Source organism: Ensifer sp. LC384 (assembly GCF_001695865.1).
Taxonomy (GTDB): Bacteria; Pseudomonadota; Alphaproteobacteria; order Rhizobiales; family Rhizobiaceae; genus Ensifer.
Genome location: NZ_MBST01000045.1, coordinates 112,698 through 129,757, shown reverse-complemented (window position 1 = coordinate 129,757; position 17,060 = coordinate 112,698). Strand labels below are relative to the sequence as shown.

Annotated in this window: 15 protein-coding genes and 1 riboswitch; of the genes, 6 read left to right on the top strand and 9 right to left on the bottom strand. The window is 61.8% G+C overall.

What is annotated here, in order from left to right:
* The first annotated feature begins 143 nt into the window (after positions 1-143).
* The 3 genes from BC363_RS25875 (at position 144) to BC363_RS25865 (ending at position 2,943) form a co-directional block, all read left to right on the top strand.
* Positions 144-881, top strand: coding sequence for a LuxR family transcriptional regulator (locus tag BC363_RS25875; RefSeq protein WP_065780075.1), 738 nt, complete (start codon positions 144-146; stop codon positions 879-881).
* Between the two features lie 154 nt (positions 882-1,035).
* A complete protein-coding gene (locus tag BC363_RS25870; RefSeq protein ID WP_065780073.1) occupies positions 1,036-1,680 on the top strand; it encodes an acyl-homoserine-lactone synthase in 645 nt (214 codons plus the stop codon).
* A gap of 177 nt (positions 1,681-1,857) precedes the next feature.
* On the top strand, positions 1,858-2,943 hold the full coding sequence (locus BC363_RS25865) for a DUF2865 domain-containing protein (RefSeq protein ID WP_065780071.1): 1,086 nt from the start codon (positions 1,858-1,860) through the stop codon (positions 2,941-2,943).
* Here the strand turns inward: BC363_RS25865 and bluB are convergent.
* The 3 genes from bluB to BC363_RS25850 all read right to left on the bottom strand — a co-directional run bounded on the left by bluB (position 2,852) and on the right by BC363_RS25850 (position 6,116).
* Positions 2,852-3,649: a 5,6-dimethylbenzimidazole synthase gene (gene bluB / locus BC363_RS25860; protein ID WP_065780069.1), complete on the bottom strand. Its 798-nt coding sequence runs from the start codon at positions 3,647-3,649 to the stop codon at positions 2,852-2,854. The genes BC363_RS25865 and bluB overlap by 92 nt on opposite strands.
* A 44-nt stretch (positions 3,650-3,693) precedes the next feature.
* A riboswitch (cobalamin riboswitch) is annotated at positions 3,694-3,903 on the bottom strand.
* Positions 3,904-4,009: 106 nt separating this feature from the next.
* The gene (locus BC363_RS25855) at positions 4,010-4,831 is read right to left on the bottom strand and encodes an SDR family oxidoreductase (protein ID WP_065780067.1); all 822 of its coding nucleotides are present in this window, start codon (positions 4,829-4,831) and stop codon (positions 4,010-4,012) included.
* Positions 4,832-4,922: 91 nt separating this feature from the next.
* Complete coding sequence (locus BC363_RS25850; RefSeq protein ID WP_065780065.1) at positions 4,923-6,116, bottom strand: phytanoyl-CoA dioxygenase family protein; 1,194 nt, start codon at positions 6,114-6,116, stop codon at positions 4,923-4,925.
* Positions 6,117-6,216: 100 nt separating this feature from the next.
* Between BC363_RS25850 and BC363_RS25845 the strand changes: the two genes are divergently transcribed.
* Positions 6,217-7,242 (top strand): LacI family DNA-binding transcriptional regulator, encoded by a 1,026-nt coding sequence (locus tag BC363_RS25845; RefSeq protein ID WP_065780063.1) that lies wholly within the window; start codon positions 6,217-6,219, stop codon positions 7,240-7,242.
* Positions 7,243-7,289: 47 nt separating this feature from the next.
* Here BC363_RS25845 and BC363_RS35625 read toward each other — a convergent pair whose 3' ends face one another.
* The 6 genes from BC363_RS35625 to BC363_RS25820 form a co-directional block, all read right to left on the bottom strand.
* Positions 7,290-7,433, bottom strand: a complete 144-nt coding sequence (locus BC363_RS35625) for a hypothetical protein (protein WP_202618619.1) — start codon at positions 7,431-7,433, stop codon at positions 7,290-7,292.
* Positions 7,430-8,950, bottom strand: a complete 1,521-nt coding sequence (locus tag BC363_RS25840) for a diguanylate cyclase (RefSeq protein ID WP_065780061.1) — start codon at positions 8,948-8,950, stop codon at positions 7,430-7,432. Before BC363_RS25840 ends, BC363_RS35625 begins: the two co-directional genes overlap by 4 nt.
* A gap of 160 nt (positions 8,951-9,110) precedes the next feature.
* Positions 9,111-10,844 carry an ankyrin repeat domain-containing protein gene (locus tag BC363_RS25835; protein ID WP_065780059.1) on the bottom strand — a complete coding sequence of 578 codons (1,734 nt, stop codon included), beginning with the start codon at positions 10,842-10,844 and terminating at the stop codon, positions 9,111-9,113.
* A 268-nt stretch (positions 10,845-11,112) separates the two neighbouring features.
* The gene (locus BC363_RS25830; RefSeq protein ID WP_065780057.1) at positions 11,113-11,940 is read right to left on the bottom strand and encodes a TolB family protein; all 828 of its coding nucleotides are present in this window, start codon (positions 11,938-11,940) and stop codon (positions 11,113-11,115) included.
* 24 nt (positions 11,941-11,964) lie between these two features.
* Positions 11,965-12,300 carry a hypothetical protein gene (locus BC363_RS25825; RefSeq protein ID WP_065780055.1) on the bottom strand — a complete coding sequence of 112 codons (336 nt, stop codon included), beginning with the start codon at positions 12,298-12,300 and terminating at the stop codon, positions 11,965-11,967.
* A 2-nt stretch (positions 12,301-12,302) separates the two neighbouring features.
* Positions 12,303-13,985, bottom strand: coding sequence for an NAD+ synthase (locus BC363_RS25820; protein WP_065780053.1), 1,683 nt, complete (start codon positions 13,983-13,985; stop codon positions 12,303-12,305).
* Positions 13,986-14,254: 269 nt separating this feature from the next.
* On the opposite strand from BC363_RS25820, the gene BC363_RS25815 reads away from it, so the two are divergent.
* Together BC363_RS25815 and BC363_RS25810 are read left to right on the top strand one after the other, a co-directional pair.
* Positions 14,255-16,177, top strand: coding sequence for an LTA synthase family protein (locus tag BC363_RS25815; RefSeq protein ID WP_065780356.1), 1,923 nt, complete (start codon positions 14,255-14,257; stop codon positions 16,175-16,177).
* A gap of 459 nt (positions 16,178-16,636) precedes the next feature.
* Positions 16,637-17,059, top strand: coding sequence for a TadE/TadG family type IV pilus assembly protein (locus BC363_RS25810; protein WP_065780051.1), 423 nt, complete (start codon positions 16,637-16,639; stop codon positions 17,057-17,059).
* The last annotated feature ends 1 nt before the right edge of the window (position 17,060 follow it).

Genomic DNA, 17,060 nt, shown 5'->3' with positions numbered 1-17,060 from the left:
GGCCCTGTGTTGCTCTGGCGATCGCTGGCAACAACCATTGTTTGCAGGGATCGACAATCCACAGCAAATACGGCTGCTGCTTCTGGACAAAAGGTGAACCCCCAACCATTGTGGGGTTTCAGGGCAAGAATCGGTGTTGTGGCATGACTGAACAACAGGCTGTCCTCGACATGCTGGAAATCCTGGAATGCGGAGGCTGTATCGAGCCGGCCCATTTCTTTACGTTGATGCGCCGTACCTTTCGCATCGCTCATCTCCTTTATCTTGAAGCCGAGCCCTACCCAGACGAGCTCAAGATCTGCCGGTTGCACCACACCTTCGGTGCCTACGCGGCCGAGCTTTATCTGACGCGGGGGCTCTACCGTATCGACCCCATCCTCAAGCTGGCGCTCGGCGGCGTCAGGCCCGTGGAATGGACAACGGCGCGCCATCGCTTTCCCGAATGCGAGCCATTGTTCAAGACGGCCGAAGAGATCGGGCTTTCCAGTGAAGGTGTCGCCCTGCCGCTGCCCTCGCCGGCCGGCCGCATGGCGTTGCTTGCCATAAACGTCAACATGTCGGCCGCAGAGTGGTCGATCTATCGGCGCAACCACCTGCGCGACTTCCAGCTCGCCGCCAACCTGTTTCACGCCGGCATGCTTGAGAATGCAGCCATGACCGGGGGGCTGAACACGCGCGAAATGCGCCTGACAGGCCGTGAAACCGAGGTTTTGACCTGGTCGGCGGCCGGTAAAAGCTACTGGGAGATTGCCACTATTCTCGGCATTTCCGAACGCACCGTGCGTTTCTTCATGACCAACGCCCGCCGAAAGCTCAACGTCGTTTCCAACACGCAGGCCGTGGCGCAGGCCGTTCGCCATGCGCTGATCCCAACGGTTTGATCCCGCTCCAAGACGCTCCTCCTTCGCCCATCTGAAAACCCATCGAAATTTAGAGGGAAAAAGCCGTTTCAGGAACTGTCACTACCGACAGTTTCGTCACTGCCGCAGGACTGACAGCATCGCGCCATCCCCCAAAACAAGGATGGAGAAAACGATGATCAGGATCCTCAACGGCAGGACACGCGGACAGCACCCACAGGCCATCGACGAGATGTTCAAGCTGCGCAAGCGCGTCTTCCACGATTTCCTGAAATGGGACGTGCAGACCGATGGGGAATGGGAGATCGACAATTATGACAAGTCGAATCCGCTCTATGTGCTGTCCTATTCGCCGGAGACGGGAAAGCTGCGCGGATCGCTGAGATTGCTGCCGACGCTCGGCCCCAACATGCTGGACGATACGTTTCCAATCCTGCTTGGTGACAACCCGCAGATCCGCAGCGCCTCGATCTGGGAATCGAGCCGCTTCTGCATCGACCCGGGGATCTCCCAGGACCGCGCCTCGAACCAGGTGACCGTGGCCGCCGCAGAACTGATGTGTGGTGTCGGTGAACTCGGACTTGCGTCCGGTATCAGCCATATCGTGACGGTGACCGACGTCTTCCTCGAGCGGATGTTCCGCCGCATGGGTTGCCCCGGCGAGCGTATCGCCGACCCGCACCGGATCGGCTCAGTCTATGCCGTGGCAGTCGCCTGGGAGGTGACGCCGTCGCTGCTCAGTACCATGAAGGCAGTAGCAGCGATCGACGGTACGGTTCTCGAACGGCCGATGTCGCTGGAAACGGCGCGCGCCGCCTGATCTCGGATCAGCACCGTCCGTTCCTCCCATCGGACGGAGCTGTTAACGCAATGCGAGGCTTGTCGTTGCACCGGCGGCGACAAGCCTTATGATAGGGCGGAAACAGGAATTGCCGGCGGCGACCGATCCCGCACAACAAGGGTGGCGCCCGTGCGGTTGCAGGAAGAGACGTTCGCCTTGTTCCGGAACATCAAAACCCTTGCGGCGGCGAGCCTGCCGTTGCTTCTGGTTCTGGCCGATCAGGCGCTGGCCTCCAGCGTATGCGACCGCCTGAACACCCGGCTTGCCGAATTCCCCGCCGCCATCGCGACAACGGCCGACACGCGCGACTATGCGAGCGCGATTTCCAGGCAGAACATCGAGTTGCGCCGGGCGCGCAACGACCGCCGACGCGCCGGCTGCGGCACGGGCAGCGTCGTCGTCTTCAACGGCGGCGACCCGAATATCTGCGCCGACATCAACAGCCTGATCGCCGAGATGGAAGACAATCTGCGCATCCTCAAGTCAGAGCGCCAGCAGCTCATGTCAGGCGATGGCGACGATACGCGACGACGCATCCTGGCCGCGCTCGAAATCAACGGTTGTTACGGCGATCGCGAGGAGTTCGCCAGCGCCGACCCGGATGAGCCGGAAACGCATCGCAACATCCTGCGCGATCTGCCGCCGGACGAATCCTACGGCCCGATGCTACGGGACCACGAAGCAGGCACCTACCCGCCGGAAAGCGGCGTCTATTCCGGCACGCTTCGCACCATGTGCGTACGCACCTGTGACGGCGCCTTCTTCCCGATCTCGTCCGAGGCGAGCCCGGCGGATTTCGCCCGCGACGAGCAGGCCTGCCGCGCCCGTTGCCCGGACGCGGAAACTGAACTCTTCTTCCACGAGCTTGCAACCGAAGAGAGCGACCAGATGGTCTCCGCCTCGACGGGGCGCCCCTATACGGAACTGCCGAACGCTTTCGCCTATCGCACGCGTGGCGTCGGCAAGCCCGGAGTTTGCAGCTGCCGAATTCCAAAGACGGCGGCCACAACGCCCAAGGCTGGCGGCGGCAATACCGGCAGCAGCGAATCGTCGATCATGGTCATCGAAGGCAAGAAGGAAGCGGCAGCCGCTGCCGCCAAAGCGGCTACGGAAGAGCGCCCCTACGATCCCGCCAAGAGCAAGGTGCGGATCATCGGCCCGACGTTCCTTCCCCAGGAGGAAACGTCGATCGATCTACGCCATCCGAAGGGTCCGGGCTACCAGCCGGTCCAGAACAACTGATCAGCGTGCCGGACTCCGCACCGCGTCGCGTTCCCCAACCTTCCTCGAATACCAGTTCCTCCAGCGGCAGCCGCTGGCGCCAACCCTTCACCGCAAGTTCAGGCTCCTGGTAGAGGTGGTCGACGAAGCCAAGGCAAAGCCAGGCGACAATCTCGATGTGATCGGGAATGCCGAGTATCGCCTTGATCTCACTTTCGTGAAAGATGCTGACCCAGCCGACGCCGACGCCTTCGGCGCGCGCGGCGAGCCACAGATTTTGCACGGCACAGACGGTGGAATAAACATCCATCTGCGGATTGTGGGTGCGCCCAAGAACGACCGCCCCGCCGCGCGTGCGGTCGCAGGTGACGCAGATGCTGAGCGGTGCCTTGCGGATCCCCTCCAGTTTCAGCGAGCGGTATTTCGCTTGGCGATCACCGTCAAACATCAGTGCAGCTTCATCGTTGGCGCGCGAAAAGGCCTGCCATACTCGCTCGCGGGTCTCTGCCCGGCGCACGACGACAAAATTCCATGGCTGCATGAAACCCACCGACGGCGCGCGGTGCGCGGCATTCAGCAGGCGCATCACCACATCGTCGGGCAAAGGCTCGGCCAAGAACTGGTCCCGGACATCCCGGCGCGTCTCGATCGCCCTATAGACGGCTTCACGCTCGTCGGGTGAAAAGGCCTCGGCGGCTGCAAGGCCGCCATTCGCGTCAGTCCGCATCGTTCGATCCCCAACAATGCACAACCTTCCGCCGTCCGCGCGGATATCGGTCCATCTTGCCAGGCCGGTCTTCTGACTTCGGATCAACCGGCCGCCTCACCTTCCCAGATCACATGAGGATCCAGTGGCAAGACCTTGAGTAAGCTCAAAATCCCTAGAGGCAGCCGTCCCCGTCACAGCGTTGGGCACGTTCCGGAGTGACACCGGATTCCCGATTCTCCCGCATCGCGGGCACCTGACGGTGCCATATGGACACAGGCGGAATGGAAAGACAAGCAAACCCGAGATGGCGGCCCCGGCAGTCCCAAGGTCAATCGGCAGCGACCGATGTTTGCGACCCGCCGCCCGTGCCGCTCGCTGTCAGAGCGGCGCGACCGGATGCGGCGAGCCGTCATAGCCGCCCCAGACCGACTGATCGAAGCAGATGACCGAACCCGTCATCAGTCCGGATTCATCCGACGACAGATAAGCACAGGCACGCGCGACCTCTTTTGGGTCGACGAGGCGGCCGAAGGGCTGGCTGGCGGCGGCCTTTTCGAGCCAGTCGGCAGCCGCCCCGTGAAACTCGCGCTGGATGCGGTCTTCGCCCTCGGAAGCCATCCAGCCGATATTGAGGCCGTTGACGCGAATGCGGTTGCGCAGCAGCGCATAGGCGGTGTTCTTGGTCAGAGTCTCCAGGGCGCCCTTCGACGAGCAATAGGCGGCGATGAACGGCTGCCCGGCCATCGCCGACATCGAACCGATGTTGACGATCGTTCCCTGCGTGCCCTCGCGGCGCATAACCTTGACCGCCTCCTGCATCAGGAAGAAGGGCGCACGGACATTGATGGCGAACATTCGGTCGAACAGCTCGGGGCTGGTGTCGAGAATGGTACCGCGATCGGTAATCGCCGCCGCGTTGACCAGGGCATCGACACGCCCGAATGTCGCGTCGCAGGCACTGACGACCTTGCGGGCATCCTCGACCTTTTCTAGGTCGGCCTCGACGTAATGCACCTGCGCGCCGGTTGCCTTGCGGATCTGCTCGGCCTTCGCTTCGCCCTTGGCCGCGTTGCGTCCGCAGATGACGACGCCTCGCGCGCCACGTTCCGCAAACAGGCTGGCGATCGTTGCGCCCAGCCCCTGCGTACCACCGGTGACGATGGCGATCTTGCCGTCGAGACGGCCATATTGCTCGGTCATGAAAGTCCTCCCAGGAGTGAATGTCTCATCGAAACGGGAAAACGGCCCCCGCCGCAGAGCGCCGGGGACCTGAGATATCTATGCCTGTCCTTCAGCTCAGTTTGCGCTGTGCCTGCTCGTCAAGCGCGCTTCGGAAATCCGCATCGCTCCACTTGCCCGCAAGCGCCTCATGCATCAGTTGCGCCTGGGTTTTCGGCGCCAGGCCGCCCAGCGGCGGATCGCGATCGAGATTGGTCGGGAAGGAATAGCCCTCGGCACAGGACGCAATCGCATTGGCCGCCTCACTGGCCGAAAGCGTGCCCGATGCCATCAGGGCCGCAAGCGCCGGGTAGAGCGCCGCGCTCATCTTGACGCGATCGACAGTCTCCATCGCCCGCCCGAAGGCCGACGACACCTGAAGCAGGTTGGCAACGCGCTTGATATCGGTCGAACGGTTGCTGCCGGCCGCATGGAACAGCGCCGGGTTGAAAAAGACGACATCGCCCTTTTCCAGCGGCAACTGCACGTGATGCTCATCGAAATAGGCACGGAACTCCGGGCGCTTCAGCGCGAGATAGCCGGGCACATAGGTCTGGCTATAGGGAAGGAAAAGCGTCGGGCCGCTCTCAAGCGGCATGTCGCAATGGGCAACCGCCCCTTGTAACGTCAGCACCGGCGATAGCCGGTGCACATGCGCCGGATACTGCTCGATGACATCAGAGGTCTGGAAGCCCAGATGGTAGTCGCGATGGGCCGACTGCGATGCGCCGCCTGGATTGACGCGATTGACCTGTGCCGTCATCTGATAGTTCGGACCAAGCCAGGCTTCGCTGACGAGCGCTATAATGGCGTTGGCGTAATATGCGGCGAAGCTCTCAGGGCTTTTCAGGCAGTGCTTTTCGAGCGAGTTCCAGATGCGGTCGTTGGCACCGGGCTTGGCGAAGTGATCGCCGCCGCCGCTGTTGGTGCGGTGTTGCTCATCGATAATGGCGCCGAAAATACCGCTGGCGGCATCGATGACCGTCGTGTCTGCGTAAGCGCGCTTGAACACCGCGACGCCGGGCCCGGTCGCAAGCGCCTCGCAGATCTCGGCCAAGGCGGCGCGGCGTCCCTCGGCCGTGGCGCAGGCAGCAACCAGCCTGGCGCTGTCATAGATCAGCACATTCTTCTCGCAGGCGAGCGCGTGCGGATAGTCCGCAAGGTTTGTCCGGCGCTCCACTTCGGCCCGGAACGCTTCGATGTCGCAGGCATCCTCACTCAGCCACACGCGGCCGAGGCGCTGGCGCGCATTGTTGTCGGTCTTCATCCCGCTCCTCCTCAGAAACTTTCGATGTCCCGACTATAGGCGCCGCAAAATCGTGATATAGAGCAGAAATCCATCAAAAAACCATCAGGAGGGATCGTCGTTGGCTCATCCGTTTCTGGTCAAGGACATCGCCTTTCAAGCGGGGCTCAGCACCGCGACCGTCGATCGCGTCTTGAATGGTCGTCCTGGCGTACGCCGGCAGACCGAAGCGCGGGTGCGAGCCGCCATCCGAGAGTTGGAGAAGCAGCAATCCGGATTGGACGTTCAGGGCCAGAAGCGCGCGATCGACATCGTGATGGAGGCGCCGGAACGCTTCACCGAGGCGGTTAGGCAGGCATTCGAAGCCGAGGCGCCGACCTTCATGCCGACAACCTTCCGTTGCCGTTTCCACTTCGCCGAAACCATGCGCCCGTACGACATCGCGCAACTGCTCGATCGCATCCGTCTGCGCGGCACCGACGGCGTCGTGCTGAAGGCACCTGATGTGCCCGAAATCGTCGGCGCTGTCGCCCGCCTGGAGCAGGCGGGAATTGCGGTCATCACGCTTGTCACCGATCTGCCGAACTCGGCACGCACCGCCTATGCCGGCGCCGACAACCGCGCGGCCGGCGAGACGGCTGCCTATCTCCTCGGCGAACGTTTCGCCGAAAGCGCCGCGACCGTACTGGTGACGATTTCAAGCAGCCGCTTCCGTGGCGAGGAGGAACGCGAGATCGGTTTTCGCCGGGTGCTGCGCGAACATTATCCGGCGATCCGCATCGTCGAGATCAGCGAAGGCTACGGCAAGGACGCCGAGACGGGTGTGCTCGCCGCCAAGGCGCTTGCAGAGCACGCCGACATCAACGCCGCCTATTCGATCGGCGGTGGCAACCGCGCCGTGCTGGCCGCCTTCGAGCGCCTCGGCCGCGATTGCGCCGTGTTCATCGCCCATGATCTCGACCAGGACAATCTGGCGCTGCTGCGCCAACGCCGGATCCATTTCGTCCTGCATCATGATCTGCGCAGCGACGCCCGCATGACCTTCCGTGCGATTCTCGCCCGACGAAGCGGCGCCGGCCAAAAGCTCAGCGGCAGCCAGCTCTCCGCCGTCGAGGTGATCACGCCCTACAATGTGCCCGTTGCCTGAGCCGAGTGGCTGAAAAGACAGGCCCGCGACCAAGCGGGGCTTGTTCCTCATTCAGGCAAAAGCACGATCTTTCCGGAAAAACGCCGGCCTTCGAGCCGGGCATGGGCCGCCGCCCAGTCCGACAGCGCGAAGGTCTCGATGCGCGGCCGCTCGATCACGCCGATGGAACGACGTCGGACTGACACCCTCAACTGGCCTCACGCCTGGCCGTCTCTTGGTGCGACCAAATCTTGTCCTCTGGCAAAAGGTCATCAGCCGTCTGGACACGATTGCGTCCTCGTCGCTTGGCGAGATAGAGCGCCTCGTCGGCAGCTGCCAACAGCGCGCGGGCCGTGCGGCCATGCCTAGGCGCAAAGGCCATGCCGACACTGCCGCCGACGCGCAGCATCTGCCCCTCGAACTCGATCGGCGTCCGCGCATCGACGATGAGACCGGCAGCAAGTTCGGATGCATCTGCTTCCTTGGCGGCTGACCGTAGAATGACGGCGAACTCGTCGCCGCCCAGACGGGCGACTGTGCCCCGTGTGCCGACTCTGAGGCGGTATCGTTCGGCGATTGTCATCAAGACAGCATCGCCCGCCGCATGTCCTTGCCGGTCGTTGACGGCCTTGAACTCGTCGAGGTCGGCGTAGATCAGCGCGAACGGCCGGTTCTTGACGTCAAGGAGAGCCGCAGCGAGCGCATCGTCAAAACCACTGCGATTGAGGAGCCCGGTGAGGCGATCGTGTTTCGCCATGTGGCGGTTTCGCGCCTCGCTCTGCTGAAGGGCGGCAAAGACCGTCGAGAACCGGAGAGCTACGAAGGCCATCAGCAAAGCCGCCACGATCGCGATAACGATGACGCTCGGCAGGATCTCCGCACGCACGAAGCCGCCAGGGGATTTGGGCGTCCAGGCTATGACAAGGCAGGAGGCGTCCGCGCAACGGCCTGCGGAGACATGCACGCTGTCGGCCGGCCGCTGCGATAGCGGCACGAAGGTCAGGCTGGTCACGCCGAGCCTTGTCTCGATTTCCCGTATCAACTTCGCCGTCAGCGGACGAACCGAGAGCATGAACACAGGCTCGCGACGCGCGGCAGGAACCTGCAGCGTTTCGGGGATCACCGCCTGAACCACGGCGATGCTCATCTGACCCTGAATTTCACGCAGATCGACGGCATGGATACCGGGCACGACCGGCGCCACCGATTGCCGGTCGGGCCTGGTGATGTCGAGCATATAGCTTCCGCCGTTGTTTCTCAGCGCATTGTCGTAACGGCGCCGGGCCTCGTCGAGCAGATCGTCGACCTCGCGTAGCGGGGCTCCGGCCACCCCTGTCGGCACGAGCAATCCGTCCCTCAGAGCGGTCGAGACATGTCCGTCAGCATCGCTGAAGATCAGCCAGGAGAAGCCGTAATCCTCCCACAGCCAGCCGGCCAACTGTTCTGCGACGAAGGTATCGCCTATCCGCCCGGATGCCAGTTCGGCATAGGTGTCGTTCCAGAAAGAAATCTGCGCCTGGAATTGCACGGCGGCTTCCATCTGGTGCCGCAATTCGTTCGCCACCAGCCGACGCTCTGCCGAAAGGCCGAAGCGGTCGGCCTCGACGACGGAGCGGTTGAGAACGAAGATGAGGCTGGCGATCGTCAGGATCGCGACCAAGGTGCAGGCCGCGTGGATCGCCCAGACTGCCTTGTTGCGCTTCGATTGCCGAAACTTTTGTTCGATCACGCCACCCCCCTCACCGGGCCAGCCGTCAAGGGCGAAAGGTGGCACCGGTCAGACGCCACCCTAAAGATCAAAGCAGAAATTTAGTTTAAGCAAGCTGGTATTGAAAGCCTTAAAGACTTCAACCATCTAGTAAAACCAGCAATCTGTAGTCGTGCGACCGCTAGTTGGAAGGCAACGCCCGGCGCAACAATAAGATTATCTCCTCGTCGCCTTCGTCGCGCGCCATGTCGCGGATCGAGCCTGTTCCCGTGCCACCGCGCAGGTTTGCATTCGCGCCTTTTTCGAGCAGCAGCTTCACCACCGTCGGTCTCCCGTGGACGACCGCAATGGCAAGCGGCGTCATCCAGTCGCTCTGCGGGTTTGGACGCCCACGCCCACGGAATTGTCCGAAGGGGATGTCGAGCAATTCCGGCTTTTCATCGACGATCTCCAGCACCCGTTCGCCCTTGCCGAAGGCGGCAGCGGCAAACAGGTCGAGCGGCTGGGTCTCGAGGAAGCCCACCATATCAGCCTTGCCGTTATACTCCGCCCAGCCGATCGGTGGCGCGTGATGGTACGGGTCGCGCGCCATGGCGTTGGCGCCATGATCGAGCAACAGCTTCGCCATTTCGATATGCCCGTGCAGGGCCGCCTCGTGCAGCGGGGTGCGCGAGGTCATGCGGTTGACGTCGAAGCCGAGCGACAACATCAGCGCCACCTGGGCCTGGTGGTTTTCACCCGCAGCCTCATGCAGGATTGCCGAATGGGCCGCTTGCGTGCGCGAAACGAGTGTCGGATCCGCCGCCGCCAGTGCCTTCGCCAGCTCTTCCTTGCCCTCTCCAATAACCCGCGCCAGGCGGTCGACATCGGTGAGTTCTGCCGCCGTTGCGCCATGAGCAGCCAGATACTCGGCAAGGGACGTGTCCCCGCCGAGCTCGGCCCATTGGTACGGCGTGCGCCCGTTCACGGTGCGGTTGACGTCGGCTCCATGCTCGACGAGCAGCCGAACGCGGGCCGCCATCTTCTTTTCCAGCGCCCAGGCAAGCTGGTAGTCGAAGACCCGCTCGCTGTTTTCGATCAGCTGGCCATCTTCGCGGACAAGCCAGTTGTTCCTGTCCTTCGCACTCAGTCCGTGCCGCAGCAGGAGTCCGATGCAGGTGTTGTCGGGCTCGAACATCCGGTTGTAGAGCGCCTGGCTGTCATTGGCCTTGGCGCCGGCCTTGAGCAGAAGTTCGGCAAAGGCGATGCAATCCGGGTGTTCCGGCTGCCGCTCCTTGCCCGCCTCGCCCTGGCCGAAGACGCCCGTCAGAGCGGTAAAGCGATATTGCCCGTCATCCATCCAGAAGACATTGGCATCGGCGCCGCGTGCCACCAGCCGCTCGCCCGCGGCAAGCGAAGATCCGCCGGGAACGCGGGCATAGGCCGCGTAAAGCAGAGGCTCCCAATCGTAGGGTCCACCACGCTTGCCGAGCAGTTTCGGATCCTCGTCTAGCCAACGGTCGATGGCTTTGCCATCCCCGAGCGCTGCGGCAACATGGATGCTTTCGCCGGCGATTTCAGGATGTCCGTCGAGCAGGGCTTTGGCCTGAGCATATCGCTCCGGGTCGGCAGCGATATCGGCGAAGTAGGACACGGTCGCGAGTGCCAGGAAACGGTTGGCAAGCTGTTCGGTTGCAGGCTTTCCCGGTTGAGCGCGTTCGAGATGCGTTTTCAATCGCGTCCAGCTGGAGAAGCCGAACTCCCGGGCAATGACGAGTTGGGCATCCTGCAGACCGATCGCGGCCGGGTCAGCGAAATAGGGCAGCGCCCGCTGGCGTGCTGCGGCATCGCCAGCCTTCAGGGCCTTCAGAAAAGCCTTGGCCTGTTTGCGGATGGAATCCAGGGTAGCGTTCGCGGGAAGATCGCGCGTGATCATGAAAGACCTCCTTTCATTCACGTCCGGTATCCGCGCCCACAGACTGAAAAGAGGTGTGGCAACCAAGTTCAGCGAAACAGGTGGGTCTGGCCCTTCCCGCGGATCGGGTGCGCCCTGCGAACGACAAAATCGCTACCACGCAGCCCATATTGTTGTCTACAGCGCCGCGCGTCTTATCAGACGCGCAAAGGTCGCTGTAGCACTTTGAATTGCTGCATGTTTTTATCCTTAAATCGGATAGGATTTAAGGAAACATGCAGTAGTCTTGTCAGCTTTCCCGCTGGTAGCGAACGAAAGCAAAGCAATCGCCCCTGGGCGACCAGTTCGGCACGTTCATCGTGCCCTGCCCGCCGAAGAGCTCGAACAGCTCGCGCGCATTGCCACCGTCCATGTCCATCAGTCGCAAACGGACGTCCAGGTCTCGCGGATGGTCAAAGACATCGCCGTCATAGGAGAGAACCAGCAGGTGTCGCCCGTCCGGCGACGGATGCGGGAACCAGTCTCCATAGGGGCTGTCGGTAATTCGTTCGACATCGGTGCCGTCCGGCCGAACGCGCCAGATCTGCATGCGGCCGGTGCGGCTGGAGTTGAAGTAGATCCATGCCCCGTCCGGCGACCAGTCGGGCCCGTCGTTTCTGCCCTCGCCCTGCGTCAGCCGCCGCTCCTCGCCGCCCTCGACCGGGATCGTATAGATATCGAAGACCTGGTCACGGATGCCGCAATAGGTGAGCGTCTGGCCATCCGGCGACCAGCCGTGCCAGTAGGACGGAAGGTTCGGGGTCACGAGCCGCGGACTGCCACCCGCAGCCGGCAGCAGATAGATTGCCGACTTGCCGAACTCGGTCTTGTCGCTGATCGCAATCGTGCTGCCATCCGGCGAAATGCCGTGGTCGTTGTTGCAGAGGCGGGCAAAGCCGGTGTCGATCTGGACCGGCGCACCGCCAGCAAGCGCAAGGCGATAGAGTAGCCCATCTGCGTTGATGATCAGAGAGCGCCCGTCCGGCGACCAGTTCGGCGCCTCGACCAGCCTGTCCGTCTGCCAGACGACGCGCGTCTCGCCGGTGACGATGTCATGGATTTCGATGGAACTGCGCATACGCTTCTCCTGCCGCAACCGCAGCTATTTGCGTTCGTCGCCCGCAGGCAGCATTGCCAGCACCTTGGCGCAGATCGACCGCATCAAGCCGAAAGTGCGCTGGTCGCGCCAGGTCGAGACGAAACCCCAGGCCAGCAGCAACAGGATGCAGACGAAGGCCACACCGACGATGACGAGGCTGCCGGTCGCAAGACCGTAGATCCCGAACACCGCCGGTGTCGCGAAATAGGCGACCTGCGCCGAAACCTGCCCGCCGGCAGAACCATCACTCAACGACCAAAGCCGGATCAGCCGGATTTCCTCGTCCGTGAACTCGGGACGGCTTTCCCTGCCGTCCTGCCCTTCGGAGAAGATGCTCACCGCTAACCCCGGTCGCGGAACCGGTTGGTGATCGGATAGCGCCGATCGCGACCAAAATTCTTCTTGGTGATCTTCACGCCGGGTGCCGACTGCCGGCGCTTGTATTCGGCGATGTAGAGCAGATGCTCGATGCGGTGCACCGTCGCTTCGTCATGACCGCGCGCCACGATTTCCTCCGTGCTCATCTCCTTTTCGACGAGGCATTCGAGAATATCGTCGAGCACGGGATAGGGCGGCAGCGAATCCTGGTCCGTCTGGTTGGGACGAAGTTCGGCCGAAGGCGCCTTGTCGATGATGTTTGGCGGGATGACCACGCCGGACGGACCGAGCGCGCCTGGTGGCACGGTGGTGTTGCGCCAGCGTGAGAGCCCATAGACCTCCATCTTGTAGAGGTCCTTGATCGGATTGAAGCCGCCGTTCATGTCGCCATAGAGCGTGGCATAGCCGACCGACATTTCCGACTTGTTGCCGGTGGTAACCACCATCGAGCCGAATTTGTTGGAGACGGCCATGAGGATGGTGCCGCGTGTGCGGCTCTGCAGGTTTTCCTCGGTGATTCCTGATTCCGTGCCTTCGAACATATCCGCCAGCGCGTCCAGAAACCCTTGCACCGGCTCTTCGATCGGCACGATATCGTAGCGACAACCAAGCGCCTCCGCGCAATCCTTGGCGTCTTTCAGCGAATCCTTCGAGGTGTAGTGGTAAGGCAGCATGATCGTGCGCACGCGCTCCTCGCCGAGCGCATCGACGGCAAGTGCTGCGCAGATCGCCGAGTCGATGCCGCCGGACAGGCCGAGCACGACATTCTTAAAGCCGTTCTTGTTGACGTAATCGCGGAAGCCAAGCATGCAGGCGCGATAGTCGGCCTCCTCCCGCTCCGGCATGCGCGACTGCAGACCGCCGGCACAATGCCAGCCATTGTCGCCCTTCTTCCATTCAACGATCGACAGCGCTTCCTCGAACTGGCTCATCTGGAAGGCGAGTGACTTATCCGTGTTGAAGGCGAAGCTCGCGCCGTCGAACACCAGCTCATCCTGGCCGCCGAGCTGGTTGGCGTAGATCATCGGCAGGCCCGTCTCGATCACCTGCTTCAGCACGACCTGATGGCGCACGTCCACCTTGCCGCGGTAATAGGGCGAACCGTTCGGCGACAAAAGGATTTCAGCACCGCTTTCCGCCAGCGTCTCGCACACACCGAGGTCGCCCCAGATGTCCTCGCAGATCGGAATGCCAATGCGAATGCCGCGGAAATTGACCGGTCCCGGCATCTCGCCCTGGTCGAACACCCGTTTCTCGTCGAATTCGCCATAGTTCGGCAAATCGACCTTGTCGCGCACTGCAATGATCTTGCCGCCATCGAGAACGGCCACTGCATTGTGGCGCCCGGTCTTGGCAAGACGCGGAAAACCGATGACGACGCCGGGACCGCCATCGGCGGTCTCCGCCGCCAGCTTTTCCACCGCCTGTAGGCAGGACTTGAGGAAGGCCGGCTTGAGGACCAGATCCTCCGGGGGGTAACCGGAAATGAAAAGCTCGGTGAGAAGCAGGAGATCGGCGCCCTGGCGCGCCGCATCGGCGCGCGCCTCACGCGCTTTCGCCAGGTTTCCGGCAATATCGCCGACCGTTGGATTGAGCTGGGCGATTGCGATACGAAGCAGGGTGGGAGTGGCTTTATGAGCGGTCATGAGCGGGCCTGTCGGTCTGTTCTCGAACGAATGCGTCTGACTTTCGCCCCGATCTTTAGCGCAATCCGCGCCAAAATACCCACAGCCAATCGCCGCGAAGCGAAAAATTCCAAATAATTCTGCTTTTCCGGCTTGTTATCGGCGCAGGCTCGCGCGCCCTGACGTCACGAAAACCTGTTTCCAAACACCCTGAACAAGCCATTCATCCCCTGTTCAAAATGACGGTCGTATGACAGTTACACGACACATTGATGAAATTGGAGAAGATGTTGGCTAGTATTGATTCAGCCGTAGCGAGGAGATCACGAGTCTACGCTGGTAGACCCGGATTTGCCGCGCGGCACGCCAAGACGCTGACCTCCGCGCGCAGTGCATTTTTCTCGCTGGCGATTGCGGCTGCCCTCGTTTTTGCAGTCGAGCTGATCGTGCGCCAGTCCATGGCTGACGCCACCGCCTACTTCGTCGATCCGATGCGCCCCGCCTGGACCACCATCGGCGCATTCTTCCTGATCCTGCTCGCCATCGATGGCGTTTTCGGCCGCGAACACAAGTCCGCCGTGCTCCTTGCGCCGCTGGCGATCATCCCGGCCATCATCTGCCAGCAGAAGCAGGTCTTCCTGTCCGACCCGCTCTATCCCACCGACTTCCTCTTCGGCCGCCAGATCCTCGAGCTGATGCCGGTTCTGGTCAAGGACCGCCCTTGGACCGCCGTCGGCATCGTTGTCGGCCTCATCGCGGCCGTCGCCGCAATCGGCCTGTTGCTGCGTTACGCCTGGCGCAACTTCCCCAAGCTGACGCGCCGCGAGCGCATCGCCCGTGCGGCTTTTGCGCTGCCATTGCTCTTCGCCTTCTGGAACATCATGGACTACAACCAGTTCTCCTGGATCCGTGATCGCCTGAAGGTCATCCCGATCATGTGGGACCAGACCGAAAACTACCGCCACAACGGGTTTGCGCTCGCCTTTGCGATCAACCTGCCGATGGCCAATGTCAGCGCGCCTTCAGGCTACATGGCTGATGCGATCGACCGCATCCCGGTCAAGCCGCTGCCAGCCGGCACCTCCCACCGCGGCAAGCCTGATGTCATCGTGCTGATGAGCGAATCCTTCTGGGATCCGACGCGTCTGCCGAACGTCAAGCTGACGCCCGACCCGATGCCGACGATCCGCGAGATGCAGTCAGGCAACGTGTTCTCGCCCGAGTTCGGCGGCATGACGGCCAATGTCGAATTCGAAGCGCTGACCGGCTTTTCGAACGCCTTCCTGCCCTATGGCAGCATTCCGTACCAGCAGTATATCCGCAATCCGATCCCGTCGCTTGCCACCTTCTTCCGTGGCGAGGGTTACGTTTCACGCGCCATCCATCCGTTCCAGAGCTGGTTCTGGAACCGCACGGCCGTCTACAAGGCCTTCGGCTTCGACACCTTCAAATCGGAGGAAAACATGCCGCCGATGCAGAAGCGCGGCATCTTCGCCTCGGACGAATCCCTGACCAAAGAGATCATCCGCCAGGCGGATGCCATGGACGACCCGTTCTTCTTCTTCGCGGTGACGCTGCAGGGCCACGGCCCCTATGAGCCCAACCGCTATGCCAAGAACACCATCAAGGTCGAAGGCAACCTGCCCGAGAGCGACCGCCAGGTCCTTGCCACCTATGCGCAGGGCATCAAGGAAGCCGACGAGAGCCTGAAGAAACTCATGGATTGGGCCAAGGAACGCGACCGCGAAACCATCATTGTCCTCTTTGGCGACCACCTGCCGCCGCTGAACACCGTCTATACCAACACCGGTTTCATGAAGGGCGTGACCGCCGAGCGCAAGGGTCCGAAGGACCAGATGAAGGCCCAGCACGAGACGCCGCTCGTCGTCTGGTCGAACAAGACGGGTCCGAAGAAGAATGTCGGCACGATCAGCCCGGCTTTCCTCTCCTACCAGATCCTGAAGCAGTCCGGTTACGAGCATCCCTATTACACCGGCTTCCTCGGCAAGGTGCATGACCAGTACCGCGTCGTCGACCGCTACATGCTGATCCGCAAGAACGGCAAGGATGTCGCCGAGTGGTCGCGCCAACCGAAGGTGCCGGCGCTGCTGCGCGACTACCGCTTCCTGCAGCACGACATGATGTTCGGCAAGCGCTACTCGACCGACCGCTTCTTCAAGTCGCACGCGGATCTCTACGCTGCAGGTTTCTAGTCCAACGTGCTTTTGAACCAGACAGAGCCGGACGGGCGACCGTCCGGCTCTTTTCATTTTCACCTATCCCGTTGATTTCCTGGTCGAAGTGGTGCGCTAAATCCCTCCGCCCCATTTCCGGAGACGACCATGCCGCACTTCAACGACCTTTCTCAGCACCTCTTCGGCAAACGTGCTGCTGCGCGAGATCGCCGATCTGCGTACCGACATCGCCAATCTCAACCGCCAGCTTGCCCAATATCGGCACGCGCCCGACAACGAGTAGTCGACGCGAGAGGAGATAAAATCTGCCGGAATCCGCGCGAATCCTAATTCAATCATAAATATGTATTTCGCAACAACAGGCTATTTCTGACCATTGAAACAACCTGTTCGGGTATCAAAAAATTAACACTTAAGGCGCAGCCTGAAGGTGCAGGGACAGGGAAAAGCAGTCACGGTTCGGTCGGAGTTGCTGATATGTCCAATACAACGCGCCTGTTCGGCAGCCGCGATGGCGCTGCCGCAATTGAATTTGCGATCATCGCCCCACTCTTCCTTCTATGTCTGCTGACATTGATCGCCTATGGCATCTATCTCAGCGCAGCCCACTCCATTCAGCAGATTGCCGCCGATGCAGCGCGCACCGCCATCGCCGGTCTTTCTCAAAGCGAGCGGGAACGTCTTGCGACGGATTACATCCAACGCACGACGATGGATCAAGCCTTCATCAAGCCATCCCAGATGACGGTCACCGTCAAGGACGACACGAGCAACGCCAGCCAGTTCACGGTAAGGATCAAATACGACGCCGGCGATCTCCCGATCTTCAACATGTTCACCTTTGCGATGCCGAGCGAGCAGATCGAACGCTTCGCGACAATTCGCATGGGAGGCATCTGAC